At 39.8% G+C, this 21,613-nt stretch carries 28 protein-coding genes; 24 read left to right on the forward strand and 4 right to left on the reverse strand.

From position 1 onward, the window contains the following. The 23 genes from HF888_RS16380 to HF888_RS16490 all read left to right on the forward strand — a co-directional run bounded on the left by HF888_RS16380 (window position 1) and on the right by HF888_RS16490 (window position 18,621). Window positions 1-774, forward strand: a complete 774-nt coding sequence (locus HF888_RS16380) for a conjugal transfer protein TraF (protein WP_007019355.1) — start codon at window positions 1-3, stop codon at window positions 772-774. Window position 775: 1 nt separating this feature from the next. After that, window positions 776-2,203, forward strand: a complete 1,428-nt coding sequence (locus HF888_RS16385; RefSeq protein ID WP_007019356.1) for a conjugal transfer protein TraH — start codon at window positions 776-778, stop codon at window positions 2,201-2,203. A gap of 4 nt (window positions 2,204-2,207) precedes the next feature. After that, on the forward strand, window positions 2,208-5,324 hold the full coding sequence (locus tag HF888_RS16390; RefSeq protein WP_007019357.1) for a conjugal transfer protein TraG N-terminal domain-containing protein: 3,117 nt from the start codon (window positions 2,208-2,210) through the stop codon (window positions 5,322-5,324). A gap of 3 nt (window positions 5,325-5,327) precedes the next feature. Then, complete coding sequence (locus tag HF888_RS16395) at window positions 5,328-5,654, forward strand: hypothetical protein (protein WP_007019358.1); 327 nt, start codon at window positions 5,328-5,330, stop codon at window positions 5,652-5,654. 539 nt (window positions 5,655-6,193) lie between these two features. Beyond that, window positions 6,194-6,886, forward strand: coding sequence for a DUF4116 domain-containing protein (locus HF888_RS16400; RefSeq protein ID WP_007019359.1), 693 nt, complete (start codon window positions 6,194-6,196; stop codon window positions 6,884-6,886). Next, window positions 6,886-7,188: a hypothetical protein gene (locus HF888_RS16405; RefSeq protein WP_007019360.1), complete on the forward strand. Its 303-nt coding sequence runs from the start codon at window positions 6,886-6,888 to the stop codon at window positions 7,186-7,188. The genes HF888_RS16400 and HF888_RS16405 overlap by 1 nt, the downstream gene beginning before the upstream one ends. A 123-nt stretch (window positions 7,189-7,311) precedes the next feature. Continuing rightward, window positions 7,312-7,980 (forward strand): AAA family ATPase, encoded by a 669-nt coding sequence (locus HF888_RS16410; protein ID WP_007019361.1) that lies wholly within the window; start codon window positions 7,312-7,314, stop codon window positions 7,978-7,980. Beyond that, entirely contained in the window at window positions 7,980-8,870 is an 891-nt protein-coding gene (locus tag HF888_RS16415; RefSeq protein WP_007019362.1) for a ParB/RepB/Spo0J family partition protein, read from the forward strand. The genes HF888_RS16410 and HF888_RS16415 overlap by 1 nt, the downstream gene beginning before the upstream one ends. After that, entirely contained in the window at window positions 8,863-9,186 is a 324-nt protein-coding gene (locus HF888_RS16420; RefSeq protein WP_007019363.1) for a hypothetical protein, read from the forward strand. The genes HF888_RS16415 and HF888_RS16420 overlap by 8 nt, the downstream gene beginning before the upstream one ends. 45 nt (window positions 9,187-9,231) lie before the next feature. Then, window positions 9,232-9,639 carry a hypothetical protein gene (locus HF888_RS16425; protein ID WP_040298365.1) on the forward strand — a complete coding sequence of 136 codons (408 nt, stop codon included), beginning with the start codon at window positions 9,232-9,234 and terminating at the stop codon, window positions 9,637-9,639. Between the two features lie 163 nt (window positions 9,640-9,802). Continuing rightward, window positions 9,803-10,024 (forward strand): hypothetical protein, encoded by a 222-nt coding sequence (locus HF888_RS16430; RefSeq protein ID WP_040298367.1) that lies wholly within the window; start codon window positions 9,803-9,805, stop codon window positions 10,022-10,024. A 60-nt stretch (window positions 10,025-10,084) separates the two neighbouring features. Next, window positions 10,085-10,240 (forward strand): hypothetical protein, encoded by a 156-nt coding sequence (locus HF888_RS16435; protein WP_007019365.1) that lies wholly within the window; start codon window positions 10,085-10,087, stop codon window positions 10,238-10,240. A 388-nt stretch (window positions 10,241-10,628) separates the two neighbouring features. Continuing rightward, window positions 10,629-10,967 carry a hypothetical protein gene (locus HF888_RS16440; protein ID WP_007019367.1) on the forward strand — a complete coding sequence of 113 codons (339 nt, stop codon included), beginning with the start codon at window positions 10,629-10,631 and terminating at the stop codon, window positions 10,965-10,967. A 104-nt stretch (window positions 10,968-11,071) separates the two neighbouring features. Then, entirely contained in the window at window positions 11,072-11,506 is a 435-nt protein-coding gene (locus HF888_RS16445; protein ID WP_040298369.1) for a hypothetical protein, read from the forward strand. Between the two features lie 386 nt (window positions 11,507-11,892). Continuing rightward, window positions 11,893-12,633, forward strand: a complete 741-nt coding sequence (locus tag HF888_RS16450; protein ID WP_007019370.1) for an N-6 DNA methylase — start codon at window positions 11,893-11,895, stop codon at window positions 12,631-12,633. 101 nt (window positions 12,634-12,734) lie between these two features. After that, window positions 12,735-14,069: a DNA cytosine methyltransferase gene (locus HF888_RS16455; protein WP_165837052.1), complete on the forward strand. Its 1,335-nt coding sequence runs from the start codon at window positions 12,735-12,737 to the stop codon at window positions 14,067-14,069. A gap of 104 nt (window positions 14,070-14,173) precedes the next feature. Then, complete coding sequence (locus tag HF888_RS16460; RefSeq protein ID WP_133308544.1) at window positions 14,174-14,563, forward strand: hypothetical protein; 390 nt, start codon at window positions 14,174-14,176, stop codon at window positions 14,561-14,563. A gap of 160 nt (window positions 14,564-14,723) precedes the next feature. After that, window positions 14,724-15,629 carry an ArdC family protein gene (locus tag HF888_RS16465; RefSeq protein ID WP_168367092.1) on the forward strand — a complete coding sequence of 302 codons (906 nt, stop codon included), beginning with the start codon at window positions 14,724-14,726 and terminating at the stop codon, window positions 15,627-15,629. An 81-nt stretch (window positions 15,630-15,710) separates the two neighbouring features. Continuing rightward, window positions 15,711-16,256 (forward strand): hypothetical protein, encoded by a 546-nt coding sequence (locus HF888_RS16470; RefSeq protein WP_007019375.1) that lies wholly within the window; start codon window positions 15,711-15,713, stop codon window positions 16,254-16,256. 180 nt (window positions 16,257-16,436) lie between these two features. Then, window positions 16,437-16,805, forward strand: a complete 369-nt coding sequence (locus tag HF888_RS16475) for a hypothetical protein (protein ID WP_007019376.1) — start codon at window positions 16,437-16,439, stop codon at window positions 16,803-16,805. Window positions 16,806-17,170: 365 nt separating this feature from the next. After that, window positions 17,171-17,575, forward strand: coding sequence for a hypothetical protein (locus HF888_RS16480; protein ID WP_007019378.1), 405 nt, complete (start codon window positions 17,171-17,173; stop codon window positions 17,573-17,575). Between the two features lie 4 nt (window positions 17,576-17,579). Next, entirely contained in the window at window positions 17,580-18,227 is a 648-nt protein-coding gene (locus HF888_RS16485; RefSeq protein WP_007019379.1) for a hypothetical protein, read from the forward strand. 79 nt (window positions 18,228-18,306) lie between these two features. Further along, window positions 18,307-18,621 carry a hypothetical protein gene (locus HF888_RS16490; RefSeq protein ID WP_007019380.1) on the forward strand — a complete coding sequence of 105 codons (315 nt, stop codon included), beginning with the start codon at window positions 18,307-18,309 and terminating at the stop codon, window positions 18,619-18,621. Here the strand turns inward: HF888_RS16490 and HF888_RS16685 are convergent. From HF888_RS16685 to HF888_RS16500, 3 genes are all read right to left on the reverse strand, one after another. Beyond that, entirely contained in the window at window positions 18,618-19,232 is a 615-nt protein-coding gene (locus HF888_RS16685; protein WP_244957551.1) for a phosphoribosyltransferase, read from the reverse strand. The genes HF888_RS16490 and HF888_RS16685 overlap by 4 nt on opposite strands. A 148-nt stretch (window positions 19,233-19,380) precedes the next feature. After that, window positions 19,381-19,845: an HAD family hydrolase gene (locus tag HF888_RS16690; protein ID WP_244957552.1), complete on the reverse strand. Its 465-nt coding sequence runs from the start codon at window positions 19,843-19,845 to the stop codon at window positions 19,381-19,383. Next, on the reverse strand, window positions 19,839-20,798 hold the full coding sequence (locus tag HF888_RS16500; protein ID WP_168367093.1) for a DNA-processing protein DprA: 960 nt from the start codon (window positions 20,796-20,798) through the stop codon (window positions 19,839-19,841). The genes HF888_RS16690 and HF888_RS16500 overlap by 7 nt, the downstream gene beginning before the upstream one ends. Before the next feature lie 178 nt (window positions 20,799-20,976). Here HF888_RS16500 and HF888_RS16505 point away from each other — a divergent pair, with 178 nt between their 5' ends. Continuing rightward, entirely contained in the window at window positions 20,977-21,291 is a 315-nt protein-coding gene (locus HF888_RS16505; RefSeq protein ID WP_168367094.1) for a hypothetical protein, read from the forward strand. A 43-nt stretch (window positions 21,292-21,334) separates the two neighbouring features. On the opposite strand, the gene HF888_RS16510 is transcribed toward HF888_RS16505, so the two are convergent. After that, window positions 21,335-21,574, reverse strand: coding sequence for a hypothetical protein (locus HF888_RS16510; protein ID WP_168367095.1), 240 nt, complete (start codon window positions 21,572-21,574; stop codon window positions 21,335-21,337). Window positions 21,575-21,613 lie beyond the last annotated feature (39 nt).

Raw genomic sequence — 21,613 nt, forward strand, 5'->3', positions numbered from 1 at the left:
ATGAAGTTCATTTTGACTACCTTCGCTTTTTGTTTGTCTCTCTCGCTTTCAGCAAATACATACTTCGATAAGGAAGAGCAAGGTTATTGGTGGTATGAACCCGTTCCTATCGAAGTAGAGAAGGATGAAAAGAAAAAGGAACCTGTCCCTGAGCGACCAAGGATTGATCCGAAACAAGAGGTTGATCCTAGAGAAATTATTGCACAGCAAAAGGAATATTTAGATTACTTGATGAATAAAGCCGTTGTATATCCTACTGAAAAAAATATTACTGCATTCATGAAGTACAATGAAGAAATACAATCGCAAGCGCAGCGTTTCGCAGATACTGGTATGAATCTAAAATGGACGAATCCAGATCTAAACTACGCATTGAAAAAGCCAGTCTTTAAGGAAGCAATATTAGCGAAAAATGAACAAAAGCTACTGGAGACAAAAGATCAATTAGCCAATCTATCTCAGGAATTTGGACTTGTGTATTTTATGAGATCTGATTGCCCCTATTGCAAGCGCTATTCTCCAGTGTTGAAACAATTTGCGGAGAAACATGGGTTCAGTATCTATGTTGTTTCACTCGACGGTAAGGGGACCGAAGAGTTTCCATACCCTAAAAAAACATTTCATTTAGCTGAAACTCTTAAGGTTGAAGTGGTTCCAGCTCTGTTTATGGCAAGGCCACGGGATAGAAAAGTCGTGCCATTACATTACGGTGTTGTGTCTGAGACACAATTAGTTGGAAGAATTCTAGAGACAGCAGAAGGATTGGGAGACTAATATGAAGAAGCTACTTATATTAGCTAGCCTGTCGATTTTCAGTTATTTCACTTGGGGTGCCGACATTGGTGACGAAGTCGAAAGTATGTTTGATGGTGCATACTCAAACACAACTGAGCCAGGTGTTTATAAGACGCAAGGTGCGTCATACGTTACATTCGGTGGTTATAGTGAACGTAACCCTATAACCAAGAAGAACATTAACCTTGTCAATATAAACCCTCCAAAGGTTACAGCAGGGTGTGGAGGTATTGATCTACAGGCGGGTGGCTTCTCTATGATAGATGGGGATGAGTTCGTCGATAATCTTCGAAACATTGGCCAAAATGCTAAATCACTTTTCTTTATGCTTGGTTTGCAATTGGTTACTCCAACTATCAATGATGTGATGAACAAAGTTAATAAATTCCAAAAAGACTATTTGCAATTTAATCTCGATAGTTGTGAGGCAGCGACCCAGTTAGTTGGTGGCGCTATGGAGTATGCAGGTGCTGAAGGTGGTGAGTGTATTGTTAGGCGTATGCAGCAAAGTGGCGATGATTATGCTGAAGCTAAAAAGCACTGTACTACAGGTATGGGCCGAAGAAACACTATGGAAACAGGTGGAGAAAATACAGTGACCTTTAGCAAGGGTAACTTGATTTGGTGGCACCTAATGCAAGATGATTTCTTTAAAAATAATCTAGATTATTCTCTACTTGTAATGAATCTATTGGGAACAATAATTGTAAAATATGATGATAATAGTGCTGATTCAGGTAAAGAGGTTATTAGAATTTCTCGTGCTGCAACAGAGGCTGGTTTAACTACTGATGGTCGGAATATTATAAATGCATTATTGAGTGGTACAGAGGGGCCCGCTGCAAATTTACAGCTCAAAACATGTACTGATATGAATAATACTAAAGATGCATGTATCAATTACAACGGGTCAAACGATGTAACTATTGATTGGAAGGGAATGACAACATATGTCCAAGACACAATAGCAGATATAAATACAGCTATATCGAATAACGGTTCACTTTCATCTGATGCGTTGGCTTTCCTTAGTCAGACCCCAATTCCTTTATATCGCTTTATTTTACTAGAGCGAGCTAATAACCCAAGTGCCCAATTTAGTACAGTTACAAGGGATATTGCAGACAAATTGGCGCTTTCTCATTTGTACTCAGGTTTGCTTGCGACAATAGAGGTAGTCAGAGATCGAGTGGGCGACACGGATATGACAGAGTCAAAACAAGTTAAAGCCTTCATGAAAGATCTTGATGTCGTTGCAAGTGCGATAATCAATGAACAGCAGACTACTGAATTCAGATTGCAAGAACTATCCAATATTGCGAACCACATGCATAGGGTAGAAACACAACTTAAGAAACGTCTTAGTGCAGAGACAATTAGCAGCATGAACTGGTCGAGCAAAGGATAGTGTAATGAACTGGGAAGTTATCACCTATGGTAATGCGGAGCTTTTGACTCTAGTTTTTAATGGTATCGCCATGATATTTGGTGGCGCAGATATATGGGGTGCGATGAGAACTATCGCGCTTATTTCATTTATTGCCTGGATGTTTCAGGTCGCATTTTCTAAAGGTGATATAAACCCAAAATGGTTGATTGGTTTTATTATTATACTATCAGCTGTTCTTATGCCGAGAACTGACGTTGTCGTAACGGATCGAATTTACCCTTCAAATACGACTGTAGTTTCCAATGTTCCATTGGGGCTTGCTGCAACATCAAGCTTTTTGAATAACACTAGCGATTGGTTAGCAAGGACTATAGAGGTGGTTTTTTCGCTTCCAAACGGTCACAAATATTCAGATAGTGGCATGTTGTGGGGTAATCGATTAATGCAGGCTACTATGGAGCATAGGGTGGCTGATCCTATGACTGCGGGAAATTTAGCTAGGTTTGCTGAAAGCTGTATTATCATGGATCTTGGCTTAGAAAGGTACTCTTTAGAGGATTTGAGTACCGAAGATGATCTAGCAAGCTTTTTTGCGAACAGTTCCAGTATTCTGTATTTCAATTATAAGGATCAAGCAGGAAGTGGATCATTGACCCAATGTAATCTTGGTTGGCAACAGATCGTTGATGATATTGATGCAAATTTAGATGCTGAATTTGGGTTGTTAGGACGCTTAATTAGTCGCGATGAAAACGCCACTAGTGAAATTGTCTCTAGAGTTAAGACTTCGCTTCCAGTTGGCTTGCAGTATTTCGCGGGTAGCGCAAAAACCGAATCGGATATTCTCAAGCAAAATATGATACTGAACAGCCTAGAAACTGGTCTTGGAAGTTCTTACTCAAATGTTTCAGAAAGCTGGGTGATAGCTAAGGCTGAGCGTGATCGAAGTATTACACAATCTGCTTTGGCGAGAATCGGTGAAAATACTCTTCCTCTTGCTCGAAATATATATGAAGCACTTCTTTACGCTGCATTTCCTATTATTGCAATGATGCTTATGTTACCAACGGCAGGTAAGGTCGCGCTTGGCTATGTAAAGGCTTTGGCTTGGATAAATCTATGGATTCCAATGTATGCCTTGATTAACTTTGTCGCGAACTACTATGCGCAAAATGCTATACAAGCTCTTCCTGATGCGTCCACAGGTATAAGCTTGTTGAACCAATCAGCCTTATATCGTGAGTTAAATGAAGCGTCTGAAATGGCAGGCTATATGTCTCTCTCTATTCCATTGCTAGCATGGATGTTTGTGCAGCAAGGGGGATCGTTGGCTGCTGGTATGGCAAATCGTATGGTTGCGAGTTATGAGTCTGCTGTAGATGGTGCAGCTTCAAGTGCATCTTCAGGTAACTACAACCAAGGCAACGTAAATATGGATAACCTGAATGCTTTTAAAACGGACTCTTCTATCCAGAATACAGGTGGGTTTACACAAAGTACGAATGACCTTGGTAGTATGAAGACCTCATTTGATGGTAGTCGAAGTACGATGCAACTGGATCAGTCTAGTGCTGGTTTTTCTCTTGATTTCGGTTCGATGACATCGGAAAGATTATCTGCACAGTACTCAGAATCTGTTCAGCAACTTGAAAACACTTCTCGTAGTCTGGCGGAAACAAACGATTCCGCATATAAACAATCTATAGATTTCGGAGAAAACCTAAGTCAGTCAGATATGACAAAAGATGTATCGGTTGGATCTGACACTACTAGTTACCAAGATTCTTTACAGGAAGTTAATACTTTAAGAAACCAAGCTGCTAAAGAGCTTGGTTTAACAGACGATGAGATGACTCGTGCAATGGGCAGGGTTCAAGCAGGCGTAGACTGGAAATCTGATGAGTCTTTCTGGGGCGGGTTAGCGGAAAAAGCTTCAGGATTAAGTGTTAGTGCAAGTGCATCGGCAAGTGGTGAAATAGCGAGTGAGAGTCGCGCTAGTGAGCTTTATAGAGCGGTGACTGATTTTGCTTCTAGCGATCAATATACTTCAGCTGTAAGTGACATGGCCCAGGTTACGCAGTCTTTAGCCGCCGAAAGAACTGATGCTAGCTCTTCTGATTTCTCTGAAAAAATTGGAAGTACTGTTTCTGATCAGATGCAATATAGGGAGGATAAAACGGAGGCTCTAGCAGAAGTAAACCAAGCACAGGCTTCTAGAGATCGTGTCGAAGCAGCTACTGCAAATATGTCGAAACAAATGCTAGACGAGTTTCTTGTTTTTTCTACTAAAAACAATACGTTCGATACTAAATCAGATGCGATGGAAGCACTGGCAGACTATCGAGATGGTCGCGATGACGGACGTGTGGAATCTGCTATTGATAATTTTATTGACCAAAGAATGGATCAAATGCTGACAAGCGAAAGTGCTAAAAATGGCGAATCCATGGAGCAGGATGGATATATGCCTGAGGGATTCTCTAATAGGAATGGGGATGATCTCAGAAGCAGTTACGAAGAAAACCAGTCATCATTCGAAGAAAATGCACAAGGTGAGGTGGTCCAGCATGGTATATCTGGTGCTGAAAATACAATTGAATTGAAAAATGCAGAAAGTAGCTTGAATAGTTCAGAGGGTATTTTGGCAAACAATGAACAGATAAGACAGGATAATTCTAGCTTCTCCAAAGATCAAAGCGATATAGTTGATGCAGGCAAGGAAACAATTGAAAAAGCTGGTGATCGAATTCAAGGTGATACAAAAGATACTTTTATTGAGAATGGTGTTGGTGGTATGAGTGATACTGAATACATGGATGGTAATCGAACTAGAGAAGGTGACTCCTCCAGTTTTACAAGCAACTCTTTTTTAAATAAAGGGGTTATGGATAGAAGTGATCTGTTTGATACGGGGATGAACTTCAATACTTTTGGTGAGAATGGGAAAGGTATGTCTCCTAGCTATGATGAATCAGGTAAGATCGATTATGATGCGACTTCAAATGAATTAAAAGAAACTAATAATCCTGACACAGTTCCTGATAGGGATAGAGACGTAAACGATTCCTATGAAAGCGATATGGCTGATCTTGGGAATTCAAGGTATGATGATTTTTCTAATCGAATGAAGGGGATATAGGCTATGAAACTGATTCTGTTATCTTTTGGATTGATATTTAGTGTTTTCGCCTTTGCATATAAAGGTACTTATAGTACCGACACTATACCTGGATGTGATTTCGAGAAAGGTGAGCCTTTAAAAAATATATTCGATTTTAAGGCGCGTGATGCTCGCGGTGTTGTGAGTATTTTGAAGCAAGAGACTAGTAGGCTCGAAAGTGTTGCTGAAAAATTCGGTTATAATGCAATTGTCGGTTTTCAAGAAGATATTTATGCAGATTCCAATCTAAAGAGTGGAGTTATATCTTTGCGAGGGGTTGGTGTTTATGCTACTTGCGATAAAAAGTGAGCTTAAATTGGCTCACTTTTAATAATATGATCGAGAGCGCTCGATTGTAAGCCTCATATCCGATTCAAAGTTTTCTCTGTTATTATCGTAGTAGTCACCTCTAGGATTCCTTCTCGTAGAGGAATTGGCGTTCTGGCTGCTCTCATAGTTGGTAGTGCCGCTTACTATTGCTGAAGCTGCAACAAAGCCTTTATATATCAAGAACAACAGTATAGCGGAAACAAAAAAGCCCATCGTTATCTCCTTATGCTGGAATGTACTTAACATTCGTATATAATAAAATCTCAAGTGGCTAGAGATAGCCGTACTTCCAACTCAATACTCTGTATTGAGACTTAAAACCCAACAATATTTCATATCATGGTGCCTTAGTTCTGGCGGTACATATATGATCATTAGATGCCTTAGTTGGCGGTGCTTTTGCTTTGTTGGGTTTTTCTCCCTCACCTCCAAATAAAGCACAAATCAATAAAAAAGTATACTTTTTTTCCTCTTTTGATAGAATTTGCTGGCCTTTTAATTTGAATAGTTGATCTAAAATGGACGCGATAGATAAAGTGAGGAGTGGGACTCCGCTAAACGAGATTCCTCGGTCTGAGGTCTCATATCAAGTTTGTCTTGCTGCTGTTAATAAAAACGGCCTGAATCTCCAATATATAGCTGAGAAACGCAGAAATTACGCCCTTTGTCTTGCAGCTTGTTATCAGAACGGGCTTTCACTAGAGTTTGTTCCTGCCGTGATGAGGGATGAGCGGATATACAAGGTTGCGATCAGCAGAAATGCGAGCATGATTAGATTATTACCCCCAGAGCTTATGTCGGCAGAAATAGCTGAGATAGCGGTGAAGAATTCGGGGAAGGTCTTGTCTTTAATCCCTGAGCGGCTAAAGACTTTTCAATTGTGCAAATTGGCAGTGGAGCAGGATAGTTCAGCAGTTCCATATGTGCCTAATGGTCATTTGACGCCTGATTTATTCGAAAGGGTGGCTCTGAAAGCAATTCCTGATCATCATAGATCTTATGAAGTCTGCTTAAATCAGGTTTCAATACAGGGTCGCCAATTGCGGTACGTACCTATGGCTTTTCGAGATGAGAAGATGTGCCTAGCTGCTATGAGCAGTAATTCTTGGGCGCTTGAGTTTGTGCCGGTAGAACTCCACTCTCATTCGGAAATTGAAAGAATAATAAATAGAGATTTAGAGGTGTTACCCCCTCAGCAGGTGGCAATTTAATGAGTGAAATAAAACCCAATTCAGAGCCTGTGACTACAGAAGAGGTGAAGTCGCTGGTGAAGATAGGTTATGCGCTTGATATGCTTTTAGAATACGTTCCAGACGAAAAACTTGGCCATTGGCGAGTATATATAAAGCATAAAACATCCCTTGTTCGCCCGTTGATAGGCGTTAACAACAAGCCGAGGGAGTTTACTATGATCGAAAGGGCTCTTGCTTGGGGCAAGCGCACTGGGATTCGACTGGTAAAAATGGACCTTCATTTCTCGGAATATAAAAATAAATACACTGAAAAAGATTGATATTTTTACTTAAAAAAGTGTACTTTTATTGTAGTTGGTTGTATGGTTGTTATGTAGTATCCGCTAGGGTGAACTGAGTAAAAATAACAAAGCTCCTCTTGGTGCAAGGGGATGGAGAGCAAAATGACTGCTAAAATTATATCTGTGACTAATGGTAAGGGAGGGACTGGTAAAACTACAGTTGCCTACCCGCTAGCCTGTGGCCTAGTTTCTAAAGGTCATAATGTCTTGTTTGTAGATCTAGATCCTCAGAGATCGAGCTTAAAGTGGACAGCAAAAGCTCAAGAAGAGGATGTTTTGAATGTCCCTCGTGCTGTCGGCATAGAAAAACCACGCTTTATGGATGATATTTTATCTTTGCGCGGGTCGTTTGATTATATCGTTATTGATAGTCCAGGATCACTTTCAGATGAGCTTCTTCCAGCTCAGCTCTTGAAAATTTCTGACCTCGTATTTATTCCTATTCAACCATCGCCAATGGATGTTGATGACTCTGCAACTATCCTTCGCATGACGGAATCTGCTCTTATCCAGCGTGACGACTTAAAAGCCTTTGTGTTAATTACAAGAGATAAAGAAAAAACGATCCTGTCGAAAACCATAGGTAACGCGCTTGAGGATTATAATATCCCGATGTTCCCAGTGAGGATTTTTGACGGTGAATTGCACAAGCAATTGCGCGGTTCGGGGCGAACTACGTTTGATCCGATTCAAGGCTTATCAAAAGGTGAGAAACGCTTGGTTGATAACATGAATGATTTCCTCAACAAAGCTTTAGAGGTATTGCAGTAATGAAAGGCGCAGGTTTTGGTAAGCAAGGATCTCCCACGCTTGAGCACGCCAATCAAGAGAAGCTAGTGAGCAGTCTTGATGAGTTATTGGGGCAGGGGAAACCTGAACAAATTCTTAAAATTCATCATTCGAAAATTGAGCCAGATCCATTGCAGCCACGTCGAAAAATCGATGAGGCTGGAATCAAAGCACTTTCCGAGAGCATTAAGCTGAATGGGCAAGCTCAGCCTATCACTGTCATTCCTTTAGGTGATGATACGTATCGCATAGTCGCAGGTGAGCGTCGATGGAGAGCTGCAAAACTAGCGGATCTCGAAGTAGTTGCTTATGTGCGTGGTGACTTAGATGAAACCCAGATTCGACTAATACAGGTTGCCGAGAACGTAGACCGCGAGGATATGACGGTCGAGGATACTGCTAGGGCTTATGTTGGTATTGTAAATGTACTTACTGAGTCAGGCTTAGAAAAGAAGAAAGCTATTGAGCGAGCAGGTATTAGTAAGACTGAATTTTATCGTTGGCAGACGATAAATGAAGCCTTTGAAGCAGAGGATAGTAGTATTCAAATTGTGTCTACAGTGACAGCTGATTTACGCAGCCTAGAAGAATTTCGTAGGCTCGAAAAGAAAGCTCCAGATTTGAGCTCTAAAATAATAAAGAAAATTCAAGGTGACAAATTAAAAGGTAGTTTGCGAGAAGAGATTGACTCTTTAACAAAGCCAAAAAAGAAACAAGAAAAGCAGTCACCAGTTTCGTATGAAATCGAGAATGCAGAATTAGTTGGTGAGGAAATTCTAGTAGATATATCGAAAGGCGGTAAAGCAAAGTCTACTTTGAAAATTGATAAGTCCTCCCTAGCACTTTTAAATGGGTTATTTGAAAATGAGTGAAGAGAAAAATATCACAGTTCCTGGCGGTCTAAATGCAATTAATCTAGGTCGGCATTGGGCTGCTATTGATGGTGGTGAACAAGTTGTAGCCTTGATTTCAATGAATGTACCTAATCGAATTAAAGGTGATCGTTATGACTTGTATGCCCAGAAAGCAAGAGAGGCATTATCTGTAATAGGCGAGGTAAAGTCTGGTGAAGTGGTGTTTGATGAAGAAAATGGTTATGTTTTCCGTCAAAACCTTAACCACAAAAATCGTTCTAAGAAACCAAGAGAACCAAAGGTTTATTCTTTAGATTTTATACAGCAAGGTTAGATAAGAATGTCGAAGTTTATTGAATAAGCATGGAGGATCGATCAAGTGGATTTATTTTTAGAAGGACTTTCTGGGATACATTTACCTTATATTTTCTTAGCTTTCGTTGTTGTTGTTGTTTGTGTAGTGATATCCAATAATCCAGCGGCACTATTGATGTCAATTCCGATATGTTTACTTCTATCTGTCATAGGACATATGATACTTCTGAATGAAAAAAGGGATGCGTGGTCAAAAATATCGGAAAGCCATGGTTATATAATAGACTACTATCAAGAATGTAGAGAGTCAGGATTGTTTGATTCAGGTTCTAAATTAGAATGCTCAACTTTGGCTATTCAAGCTTTAAGTGAGAATAGATCTATGAGCAAGGAAAAGGCTACTAGTTTGATACACTACTGGGAGAATAACTTATCAATTTCATCACAATTTGATTCTGGTAATATTCAGTAGAGTTATGAACACGGTCGCCGAGGGTCGGAAGCCAGCTGGTTAGTGCTGAAACGGAATCTGCAACAACGCAATCGTAGTTATAAATCAAAACATAATCATTGTATAATGCGCCTTGTGCATGAGCACTAGGCGCACCTCGGCCAATCAGGGGTTGGAGATGATTATGAGTAATTCAGATCAATTTGATGGAGCACTTAAATTAGGGCGTTGGTATCGAGTGGTTGAAGAGTATCAACCAGACGGTTCAATTGAACTTTTAGTGCATGATACGCGAACTGGTGATGTTTATTCTATCGAGGTTCCTGATCTCGAAAGCTATAATAAGCTTGTTAGTTTGCTATCAGATGGTTCTATAACTCGATTAAAAAAAGTTATGGGCCTATAGCAGCCAGTGCTAGACGACCTACTTTGTAGGTCGTTCTGGCTGCTTTTTTAGGAGATTGTTATGTCTGTTTCTGAGCTAAAAATTAAAAACAATCCGATGGACGATTTGGAAAAGGTGATTCCTGGTGTGGTTATTAAGAAGGTAACTCATATTAATGCCATTCGGTCTAAACCTGAAGAATCACGTACGAAACTCGAAAAGAAAATTCTAAGCTAAAAGTATTATTTCATGCAGATATGGATTTCTGCTGTTACATTTTTTGTAGCTGCTCTCTTTTCCTTCGCCATTATTCCTGGCATTTTAGTTATTATTCTCGTCTTGTCTTCAATAGCTGTAGCTGGTCTATACGATCCGCTATACTTTTTGAATTCTCTCGCCAATAGAGAAATTCTCCTCGAATCCTGGTTCTTGGTGGGAGTTGTTTGTACTCCAATAATGGCGCGTATACTTCCTAAATACCTGATCACATAATTGTTGGCATCAATGAAGTTGCTGTTATAAACTTATCTCGATGGCCCTCATCTTTGATGGGGAAATACTAAAGCTAGTGCAATAGACTGGCTTTAGTAGCCAGTCAGTGCACCTCGACTTACAGGGGTTGAAGATGACTACAATTACCGAACCATTTGGCATTAAGTTCACGACAGGCAAGCTATTGATTACTACGGGTGTAGCCCAGTTAATTCAGCATGCGAATCTTGACATTGATGACATATATCAGCGTCACATTGCTTGTGACTGGTCTGATATGGCAGAAATGGATCGAATTGCTAACACGGATGCTATTCGTGAGGGAGATCGAATCTTTTCTGCATTCAAGCTTGATGAAACTTGTTTGAAACAAATTGAAAATGCTTATGGGGAGCTTATCAGCGACAAGGTTTACGTTATAACCGAAGCGGATAGGAGTCATACCACAATACTTCTACCTATAGAGTATTGATGTAAACCGCCTTCGGGCGGTTTTTTTTTAGGGAATAAATGATTATCATGTTGAGGTGCATTAGCACAAAGCGCACCTCGGCTAATCAGGGGTTGGAGAGCAAAATGACTGAGATCTTGAGTAGTATTTTTACTAATACCATTGGTGGAATTGCTACGGTATTGTTGTTTAAGTTTCTAGCAAAACGCAGTAAGAAAGTTAGACGAGAAAAACTCGTTCAATTAAGCGAGGAAAAAGAAAATATCGAGAATATGCGAGAGGATACTGACTTGTTTTTGCGGTATTCATTTTATTCCCTATTTAGAATGATCTTTCTAATTATGGTTGGCGTTTTCGGATATCTTCTAACCTTATTTCCTTCGCAAACAGTGGAAAGGGCTCCAGACGTTTGGTATATGTTCCTCTTCACTCTATCAGCGATTCTATTGGTTGGTAGTTTTCAAGAGGCTAGATCTGCCGAGCTTGTCTTAGATTCCAAGAAATTCGAGTCTTACTTTTCTAAGAAAATGAAAAAGTTCAAGTCTAATGACGATGCTTAAAACTTTCGCGTAATGTGAAAGGTTGATGAAAGCCACCTTCGGGTGGCTTTTTTTTTGCCTGTAATAGGTCTATTATTCATATGTGCATTTGCACAAAGCGCACCTCGGCTAATCAGGGGTTGGAGAGTAATATGTTTACTATTGTATTTTATGGTCTGGACAATACTGAATGTTCAAAAGACTGTAACACATTGTGCGAGGCTCAATATGAAGCAGCCACTTTGACTGAAAGCGGTTGCCATACCGTTTCCATTAATGATGATAATGGAAATGAGTATGAGTTTTGAGTTATTAGGCTAATAGCTTAATTCGTGTTGCCACCTTCGGGTGGCTTTTCTTTGTGTAAATTTAGGCGCACCTCGGCTAATCAGGGGTTGGAGAGTAATATGGGTTCTCAAGTTGATACCTTTATTAAAGCATTTAACCAGTTGGTGCATCATAGAAATAAATATGATGTATTTAAGGACTTTGTCTATTTGTCATCCATTTCGATTCAAAATGCTTTTTTGAAATCACAGGAATTGGAGGGTGAGTATTTAGAGCTTATTTCTAAATACAATAAGGACGAGTCTTTGGTTATAGCTTCATTACTAGGAGAGGTCATTATTGCACTCGAGGGATCGCATAGTGATTTCTTAGGGGCAGTTTATATGGAGCTGGATATCGGATCGAGTCACATTGGGCAGTTTTTTACGCCCTATGATGTGTCTCGGATGATGGCAAAAGCTATCTATGCCGACTCCTTTAGCTTGCTCGAAGAAAAGCCGTTTCTAACACTTTGCGAACCATGCGTTGGTGCAGGATCTATGGTGATAGCAATTGCTGATGAGATGCTGTCCAATGGCTTCAATCCACAAAATCAGTTGTGGGTTAGTTGTGTAGATATAGACCCTTTGGCAGCAAGAATGGCGTTTATTCAGCTGAGCTTGTTAGGTATTCCCGCCGAAGTCATTGTCGGAAATACCTTAACAATGAAGGTTACGGAGGTCTTCAGAACACCTATGCATTTCATAGGGTTTTGGGATTCGAAACTATCAAAGTTGAATGAGGATGTATCCTTAGTTGAACCCGACTCAATCATAAACGTAGAGAAAGATCAGTATGATTTATTTTCTCTAGTTTCATGATAATAAAGCCACCTATGGGTGGCTTTTTTTTTACACCTAATGCCGCTATGATTTTAGTGTGCATGAGCACTAGGCGCACCTCGGCTAATCAGGGGTTGGAGATGATTATGCAAGTTCTTTATTCAAAGGTTTCAGAGAGCAAAGCTAATAAGAGGATCTGGATCGAGGGCGGTAGGCTTTCTAAGGCAGGTTTCGATTATGGTGAAGCTTATACCGTGACCTATGATTTAGAAAATCAAGAAATTAAGCTTGAGTTAGACCTTTTCGGTGACCGCCGTGTTAGTGGGCGTAAAAGAAGGGGAGAAGAAAAAAAGACACCTATCATTGATCTTTGTTCAACGAGAATTACTGACATAGTCGGTGATTCGGAAAGGGTGAGGATAGCAATTGAGTTTGGTGTTATTACTGTTTCTCTTCATCATGAGTGTAGAAAAAAGATTGTAAGAGAATATAGGTATAGAGCTAATAGATCGAAGCGTAGGTTCACCACCGGTACGCTTTGTTCTGGAGCTGGTATCTCTTCTTCTTCTATTTCCGATGGACTTCTTTCAGCTGGTTTTACGTCAAAAACTAAGTGGTTTGTGGATGTGAATCTTCGATATCTGGAGGTTGCGGACAGAAACAACTATACAGTCGATGATGAGACTAATTTAATTGTAGCTTCAATTGAAGAGCTGGAAAACGATGACCTAGAGCCAGTCGATATTCTTAATGTATCTCTTCCGTGTGACATACACGCGAAATGTGGGAAATCGAAAAAGCGGATAGGCATTGCTGAGGAAGATCATTCTATAACGGCAATAGTAGGATTCTTGAAAGCAATACATTCTGTGAATCCTTCTATAATCGTAAGTGAAAATGTTGTCGAAGCTAAAAATAGTGCTTCCTATTTAATTCTAAAATCAGAGTTAAAAAGGCTCCAGTACAATATTCATGAATTTATATTGGACAAGGAGGTTGGTGGTTCTATTGAACAGCGTAAGCGATATTGGTTTGTAGCGACAAGTTGCGGTCTAGCAAACCCTTTTTCTGACGCTTTGGATCATTACCAAAGGAAGTATTTCTCTGTTGGGGAGTGTTTGGAGGATGGAAAGCATATTTCTGATATGTTTAAAACCTTCGACTACCTCGAAAAGAAAGAGAAGTCAGATATTGAAAAAGGTAAGGGCTTCAGACAGCAATTGGTTGACGGTAATTCCAATAGTATCGGCACGATTGGTAAGCACTATGCCAAAGCAAGGTCTACTGAACCAAGATTGATTGGGAGTAATGGTTTAAGTCGCCTTTTTACTGTTGTGGAAGCTTGTCGCTTTAAGCTTATTCCTGAAAAGCTTGTAGACGGATGTTTATTTACCTTGGGTCATGAGATACAAGGTCAAAGCATTCTTTATGGTCATGGGTGGTCGTTAGGACGCTTTATTTCTAACTTCCGTTGATATCAACCGCCTTTGGGCGGTTTTTTTTTATCCATAATGAGTCTATTATTTAACTGTGCATGAGCACAAAGCGCACCTCGGCTAATCAGGGGTTGGAGATGATTATGCTTGACTCTATATCTGAGCTTGTGAAAACCGTGAAGGATCGTGACGAAGTGGAAATATCTGAGCGTCTATATTTTCAGATGCTTGAATGTTTGCCGCCCGTAGATATGGGTTCAAACTATTTTATTTTCCAAGAGGGTGATGGAGACAGAATCCTCTTTGAGAAAAAATGCGGTTCTCATTTCGCAACTATGCTTGGGGGCGTTATTTTAAATAGAGATTTTTCTATTGGGATTCGCTTCTCTAGAGAGCATCTAAAGTCTGGCTTCAAGATAGTCCATATCTTTAGGACAGACTACGATTCAGGTATTGTTGATCCTGGATTACATACTGATAAGTGTTTTCAGTGTGTGTCCGAAATGGCAGATTTTATTAATGACGCTATTTGATTGAGCCGCCCTCGGGCGGCTTTTTAGTATGGAATTAAATCTTTTGGTCAGCTAGACTAATTCGTGATGGCCCTCATCTTTGATGGGGAAATACTAAAGCTAGTGCAATAGACTGGCTTTAGTAGCCAGTCAGTGCACCTCGACTTACAGGGGTTGAAGAATGAAGAAACGTAGAGATCTTAAAGCTGAGATTACTCAAAAAATCGTAGATCGTATTGAGCAGGGTGGTTTATTACCTTGGATTTGTCCTTGGGATATAAAGCAATGCTCTCCAATACCTGTGAATTTTGGCACTAAAAAAGCCTATACAGGTATGAACGTTTTGTTGCTTTGGATGGAGGCTGTTGATCGTGGTTACTCGAACAATCAGTGGCTTACATTTAAGCAGGCCAAAGCGCTTGGCGGGAGTGTTCGACGTGGTGAAAAGTCTACGACCTGCATTTTTTATAAAAGTGTAGAGATCGATGACGAGCAAGAAGAAGATGGGAAGAAACAGATCCCAGTGATGAAGCCATTCAATGTGTTTAATGTTGAGCAGATTGATGGCTTGGAACTTCCAAATGCACGCCCAATTCCCAATATTGAGCAGGGTGATTTAAACCTTTCTTTGGTCAAATCGATTGAGCAATATTGCAAAATTCAGGGTATTGCTTTGAGAAATGGCGGCAATAGAGCCTATTACTCACCTTCATTAGACTTGATCAAAATACCTGATGGCTTCTTTGATGCCTCTGGTATGGCGGCTACGCTTGCGCATGAAGCTGGACACTCGACTGGTCATAAAAAGCGTCTTGATCGTTTTGAAAAGTTTGATAATGACTTTGACAAAGAGATTGAGGCATATGCCTTTGAAGAGTTGGTAGCTGAGACTTTTAGTGCTCTGTTGTGCGGTGAATACGGTGTTCCATTGCAAACTGATAACCATGCAAGTTATTTAAACTCTTGGTTAAAGGCAATGAAAGGGGATACTTCATTCATTTTTAAGGCCGCTTCGCATGCCTACAAGGCTTTCGACTATTTCCAAGATAGTGTGAAAGCTGGCGGTGCTTCTATCGAAGCAGCATAGCGAAAGCCCCCGAACTGATAAAAAGGTTTACTTTTTTACTTAAAAAAGTATACTTTTTGAGCGCCTATCAGGGAGGGGGTTATGTTACGTTATCTAAGTAGTCTTTTTCGGCCTAATTCGCATAGAATAGATACGCCAGTAAAGCCAGATTTTGATAAAAACCATTCTTGCAGATACACATTTGCGCTGGCAGATGAGTTGGAGCGAGAGCATGAGGAGATTCTGAACTGCTTAGTTCTTTGCAGGCAGGCTTGCCTCAGTGGTCGCTACTCCCTAGTTCCAAAGTTCCTCGCTGATTTCAGATCAATTTTATTCTCACATTTAATAAAAGAACGCACGATCCTTTACCAGGAATTAAAATCGCATATAAGTGACGATGATACTCTTAAATCTATCCGAGCCTTTAAGCATGAAATGGAGCTGTTCCAAGGAGATTTGACGAGTTTTATATTGAAATGGCGTGAAGAGGAAACCGTAAAATCCAAAACGGCCTCCTTTTTAAAAGAGCTTAACCGAATAGGCAAGGCGCTTGTTTTTCGTTTTGCTAAAGAAAAGGACACTATTCATTCTATGCACCGGTTAATACCGCAGATTTCCACTGCATTTCAACGAAAAAAGGCTGGGTGATCGTAAACACGACTTTTGACTTATTTTTTTACAGAGGAAGATCGGCTAAATTGCATCTTAGTCGCGCATCCAAACCTTATTATTCAGCAAGGACGCTGAGCCTTCTGGGTGCGCGCGCCACTCTGTTTTGCTCAATCCTCATGTTATGCTTCATTTTCTAGTTATTGTTTGGAGAAGTTAATGCTCAGACGTGAGTATTCTATTTTGTGGCTTATTTTTATTGTGTTGATCGTTGCATTTAGTGCAGGTGCGAAATCTGAGGATGAGCTAAATTATGGGGAGACTAAGCCATTCGTGCTATATGGCTTGGTCTCTAAAGGTAAGGCTGAATTGCTTGCACAGGCAACGACACGGCTAAATGATGGTAATATTGCGTTAATATCAACGATTAAAATGCTTGGTGAGATTGGTACGAGGAGCTTTGTGATGGACGCTGGTGTGTCGTTTAAATACGCAATACCTTCTATTTACCGCTGTCGAGAAATTCTGTCTGAGGATAGATTGCAAAAAGTCTCTAGTGCACTAGAGAATCGATGCTGGGAATTGTAAGAGATAGGTACATGGTTGATTTATCGGAAGAAAAATTCTCTACCATAGAGGATGCTGCTTTACATCGGGCTTTATTGGCGGATCAAAAATTAAAGTGTGAGAAAACCAATGGAATTGTATATTTAGGATCAGTAATTTTACTTTATTTATTGCTCGCGCCTATATTAAGCTGGAAAGTTCTCATACTTCTTTGGTGTATGTATTTACCAGTTCGAACAATTTTAAGCGCAACTAAGGAAAGAGAAAAAATGTATAGGAAGTATTTCGAACTACATAGTAAATAGGATTAGTCCGTGTAAATAGATGCCATTTATGTCTTTTTTTGGAAGTTGTAAAATTTAGGAGTTGTCTTGTAAGGTTTTTTTATGGATATATCAACCACTTTTTCTGCGCTATCGGTCGCTATTGATTCTGTTAGAAGGCTGAGGGATGTGAATAACGCTTTATCGAGTGCAGAACTGAATAACCTAGTCGCCGATCTACTGGACTCACTTGCCAATGTTAAAATGGATTTGGCAGAGGTTAAGTCAGAATTAGCCTTGAAGGATTCTAGGATTCTAAAGCTTGAAGGAGAGTTAGAGCTATTAAACGAGACAAAATATGCTCATGAGAAGATTTTCTTAACAGGAGACGATGATCCTTTTTGTCCAGTTTGTTTTGAGCGTGATTCAAAACTTATTCACCTGAGAGCATCTATTTATCGAAAGTCTCAGGGTTATGGTTGCCCTTCATGCGGCTACTTTACTTATAACGAATTGTTATTGGTGTGATCTTATGAGAGAGTTTTTTCAGCCATCCGATCATGTTCTTAAGTTAAGACGAAACCTTTTATTTCTTTGTGTCACTTATATTGTTCATATACTTGTTCAGCCTTTGACTAAATTGAAGGTTTTCGAGGTTCATATCCCCTCGGAGTTGCTTAATTTGGGGTTTCCTATTTTCATATCTTGGATGGCTGTTAATTATTTCTATTATTTATACGCTGAGCGTATCCAGTGGCAGAGCCTTTTTATAGATGATGAGCTCAAGAAAGACTACATGGTTGATGGTGTTGTTGAAACTTTGGTTCCTGTTATCACAAAGCTGAGGCCAGGAAGTTTTTCCCTCGACACCAACATTAGTGGTCGAGGGCCAGATATGTACGAGAAACAACTTCCAAGTGGTGCCGAAAGGGTTGTTTTGGAAGATATGGAAAATGCTGATCGACTAAAAGAGGCTTTCCAATCATTAAATGAAAATTGGAATAAACGAGTTAAGCAGGATTTGAAGTTATTAAGGGGTTACAGTTCTGCTTTTAGCCGATACCACTTAGCGAATAAATTCAGGTTTTGGATTCTAGATAATGCCATACCATTTTTAGTTCTGGTTTTTGTAGTAGTACTAATTATTAACGAGGCTTTTGGTTTTTGGTGTTACTCTTAAATGCGAATGATAATCAATTACCGATAAAAATTATTATCGGAAACTCATAGGCTATTTCCAAGCTACCGAGACAGCGATTATGCCTTTAGAAAAATTCCAGATAGATGCACGCATTGGATTAATGAATTCGAAGCCGCCAAATCTGGCCGAGATAGCGCTGCGAGCATATGAATACTTAAAGTATTATCCTGATGCTAAACAGATTGAAATTGCACTGTACCTCCGCTTAAAAAAGCCTGAAACAACGGGCGTTGCAAATGTCAGTCGGGCGCTGAAATTTCTTAGAGAGGCTGATATGGATCTCTTTGATGGTGTGTTGCATGGTAAGACTTCTTATCATGCAGCGATAAGAGAGATGAAGAAAAGAAGGAAGGACTATCTTAGTAGGGTCTAAGGCCAATCCCAATTATCGTATTCTTTCAATAATTCTGTTATTTCTTTTGGTGCTTGATTGTCAGTTATATGCTGTGCGTAAGTGTGAGAATTAATTTTTTCTAAGTCTTCATCATTAAACTGGTTTTCTTCAAAGGGTTTAAAATTTCTTTTAATTCTTATTTCTTCATAATCTGTATTGATGGTTTTTAACCAAGATACAAGTACAACTTTTGCACCTGCTCTTTGTAAATACAACCTAGCTGCCTCAAGGCTAAACCCCCTTGTTGAAATGTCATCTAAAACCAGTACAGTTTTGTTCGATAATGGTATTAAGTTTTTATATGCTTCCGTTCTATTTTTCATTGGGTGCGGGTTGAGTTTTATGGTATTCAATTGATTCAAATGGTTTATTTGTATACCAGTGTTTCTAGCAACATGAGATCGTGTGGAAGTTTTATGTCTGATTATTAAATCTGGCAAATATTTAATTCTGAAGCACTTACTGAAGATTCCAATAGCTTCATCCATTATGGCATTGCCAGAACCTTCTTTATGTCCAGGATATGATGTTATGAAGTTCAGATCTAAATAGATCCCACTAAAATATAAACTTGAGACAATAGATCCCACCCAAAAGTCCCGATGCCCCAACCCGTGCTTCGCTGTGTTTCTGGCGTCCTGTGAATATTCGGTATACTCTGGTTTGTATGTACTAAAAGGTGCTAGAGATAAAAACCTAAAATCCTCAGTTTCTATTTTATGGAACCATAGATGTTTTCTAAAACAAAAACATCAAAAACTTTGCCATCTCTTTTGGCTTTGAAAAGGAAAACCCATAATCTATATTATCCGAGTACCATTTGGCTCTAAGAAAAAGAAGTTTACCGTTAACAGCAGTTCTCATATCATTTTCTGAGGCGCCAATGTAAATTACTTCTTCTCTTTTCCAGCCCATCTCTTTTAATATATATTCTGTCGCACTCGATGACGGTTTAGCGGGTATTTCCGGATTCTGTACTTTTGAGAAGTACTTAAAACCTCCCCAGCTTTCGAACAGCCTCTCTTGAAGAGTTTTTCCTGTGCCTGCCTCCGTCCAGTGGCGATTAGTAAACACAACAAATTCAACGTTTTTTCCCCTTAAAAACTGGGATAGCCTTGCTAGTTCATTGAATAACTCTTCTGATGGACCATTGTTTATGGAAACGATAGTATCCTCTACGCTAAAAATTACACCTTTTAACATATCTTCCCTTTATATCTCCAAGCCTGCTTGGATTGGCTGGCGTGGTTGATCCAAATAATGTAAAACTCACGTGTTTCTATTGGTAACTCGAAGACCTGTCCATTTGCACTGATTATGTATTCGTTTTCACTGCAGCCATGAAACTGATTGGGTAATTTCAGACCGGCTATCTTTCTATCATATTTTATTGCAAAGTTTACTGTATGACCTGTACCACTGTTCACCTTCCATTGCGCAGGAATAATTGTCTCTGATAGTCCCGCTTGAATTCTATTTCGCTTAACAAAATTTTCCGCGCTATAGGTTTGGTTGGGTAAGTACTCAGTAACGATAGCGCCACCCGAGTTAATTATTTCACTCTTCAGTTTTTCTGATCCAGCGGGATAGTCTATAGATAGACCGTTGCCCAGAACCGCCACAGTTTTAAGATTGTATTTTAATGCTGCTTTATGTGCGGTTTGATCTATGCCATCTGCTAACCCGCTAATAATAGTTCTGTTTTTGGATGCTATGCCGGCTACTGCTATTGAGGTCAAAAGAATTCCATCTTCATTGGGCTTTCGTGTTCCAACAATGGCTACCGGCTTTTCGTTTAGGGAGTCAAGATTGCCCTGGACAAATAACCAATATGGAGGGTCGGGTATTTTCTTGAGTAGCGGTGGGTAGCATTCCTCATTGAGGAAAATGAGTCGCGTTTGTTGCGCACTAAGTTCTCTGGCAAGTTCTATACCTTTAGCCCAAGCTTCTAGTTGAAAGTCATGCCAAGATTTATTGGGGTCAATCTTAGCTTTAATATGCTTTTGAAGTTCTTCTTTACTATCCGACTTCAGTATTGATTTGAATCCCAATCCATTAGAAGCAATTTTCTGGAGTGTTCGAAAGCCCACTCCTTTAATGTTTGCTAAGGCAAGAAATGCGATAGTTTCATTTTTCCAATATTCCTTAGAGTGCATTGTTATCTCTTGCGATGGCCCTTTTTACAATCAGACACTGTAAGTAATTATTGTTCGGTGAGCAAATATTTAGTGGTGAGCCTGTGAACTACCCTTTTCAGGATCTGGTATGCGGCTTATTATACGAATGTGCATCAGCACAAGGCGCACCTCGGCCAATCAGGGGTTGGAGATGATTATGTCTGACGCAAATAATCTACACATGAATATGCCTTCCTTGAGCCCTACTACTGCTTTGATCTTCCTAGCGGTATGCCAGCTCATTGATTCGGTTTCGGAAATTGTCACGGAAGTGATCAAATCTCAAGATCGGAAAGGTTCTCATGTTGGTGCATCTGAAAGGCCGAATTGTAATGAGGCTTTGCAGGATGCGATTGGTCACTTGATTCATCATCCTGGTTCGACTGCTGTTTTGCAGCAATCGTCTAAAGGATGCGAGTTGATCATTACTCAAAATGGTAGTGTTAAGTCAAAGGTATCTTTGAATCACTAGTTTGAGTTGCCACCTACTTCGGTAGGTGGCGTTTTCGTCATTCTTAATCTGAGTTCGCTACCTGAACAATTACTGCTTCTATTAATTGATTCACTCGAATATCCAACCCGCTTATTTCGGCTGTTAGGCCTCGTAGAGCTGCCAAATTATTTTGTTGCATGGCTTCTGTTAATGCTAAGGCAATTTTGATCAGCATTGATTGTTGTAAACTATTGTAGTCTGATTTCAATTCAACAATATCATCCAGAATGGCATCAAGTCGTTCGGTCTTGTAGTCACCCATTAACCATCTCCAAAAATTAGGTATTCTAGCCCCCTTTTT

This window comes from Bermanella marisrubri (genome assembly GCF_012295615.1).
In the GTDB taxonomy this organism is placed as follows: domain Bacteria; phylum Pseudomonadota; class Gammaproteobacteria; order Pseudomonadales; family Oceanobacteraceae; genus Bermanella; species Bermanella marisrubri.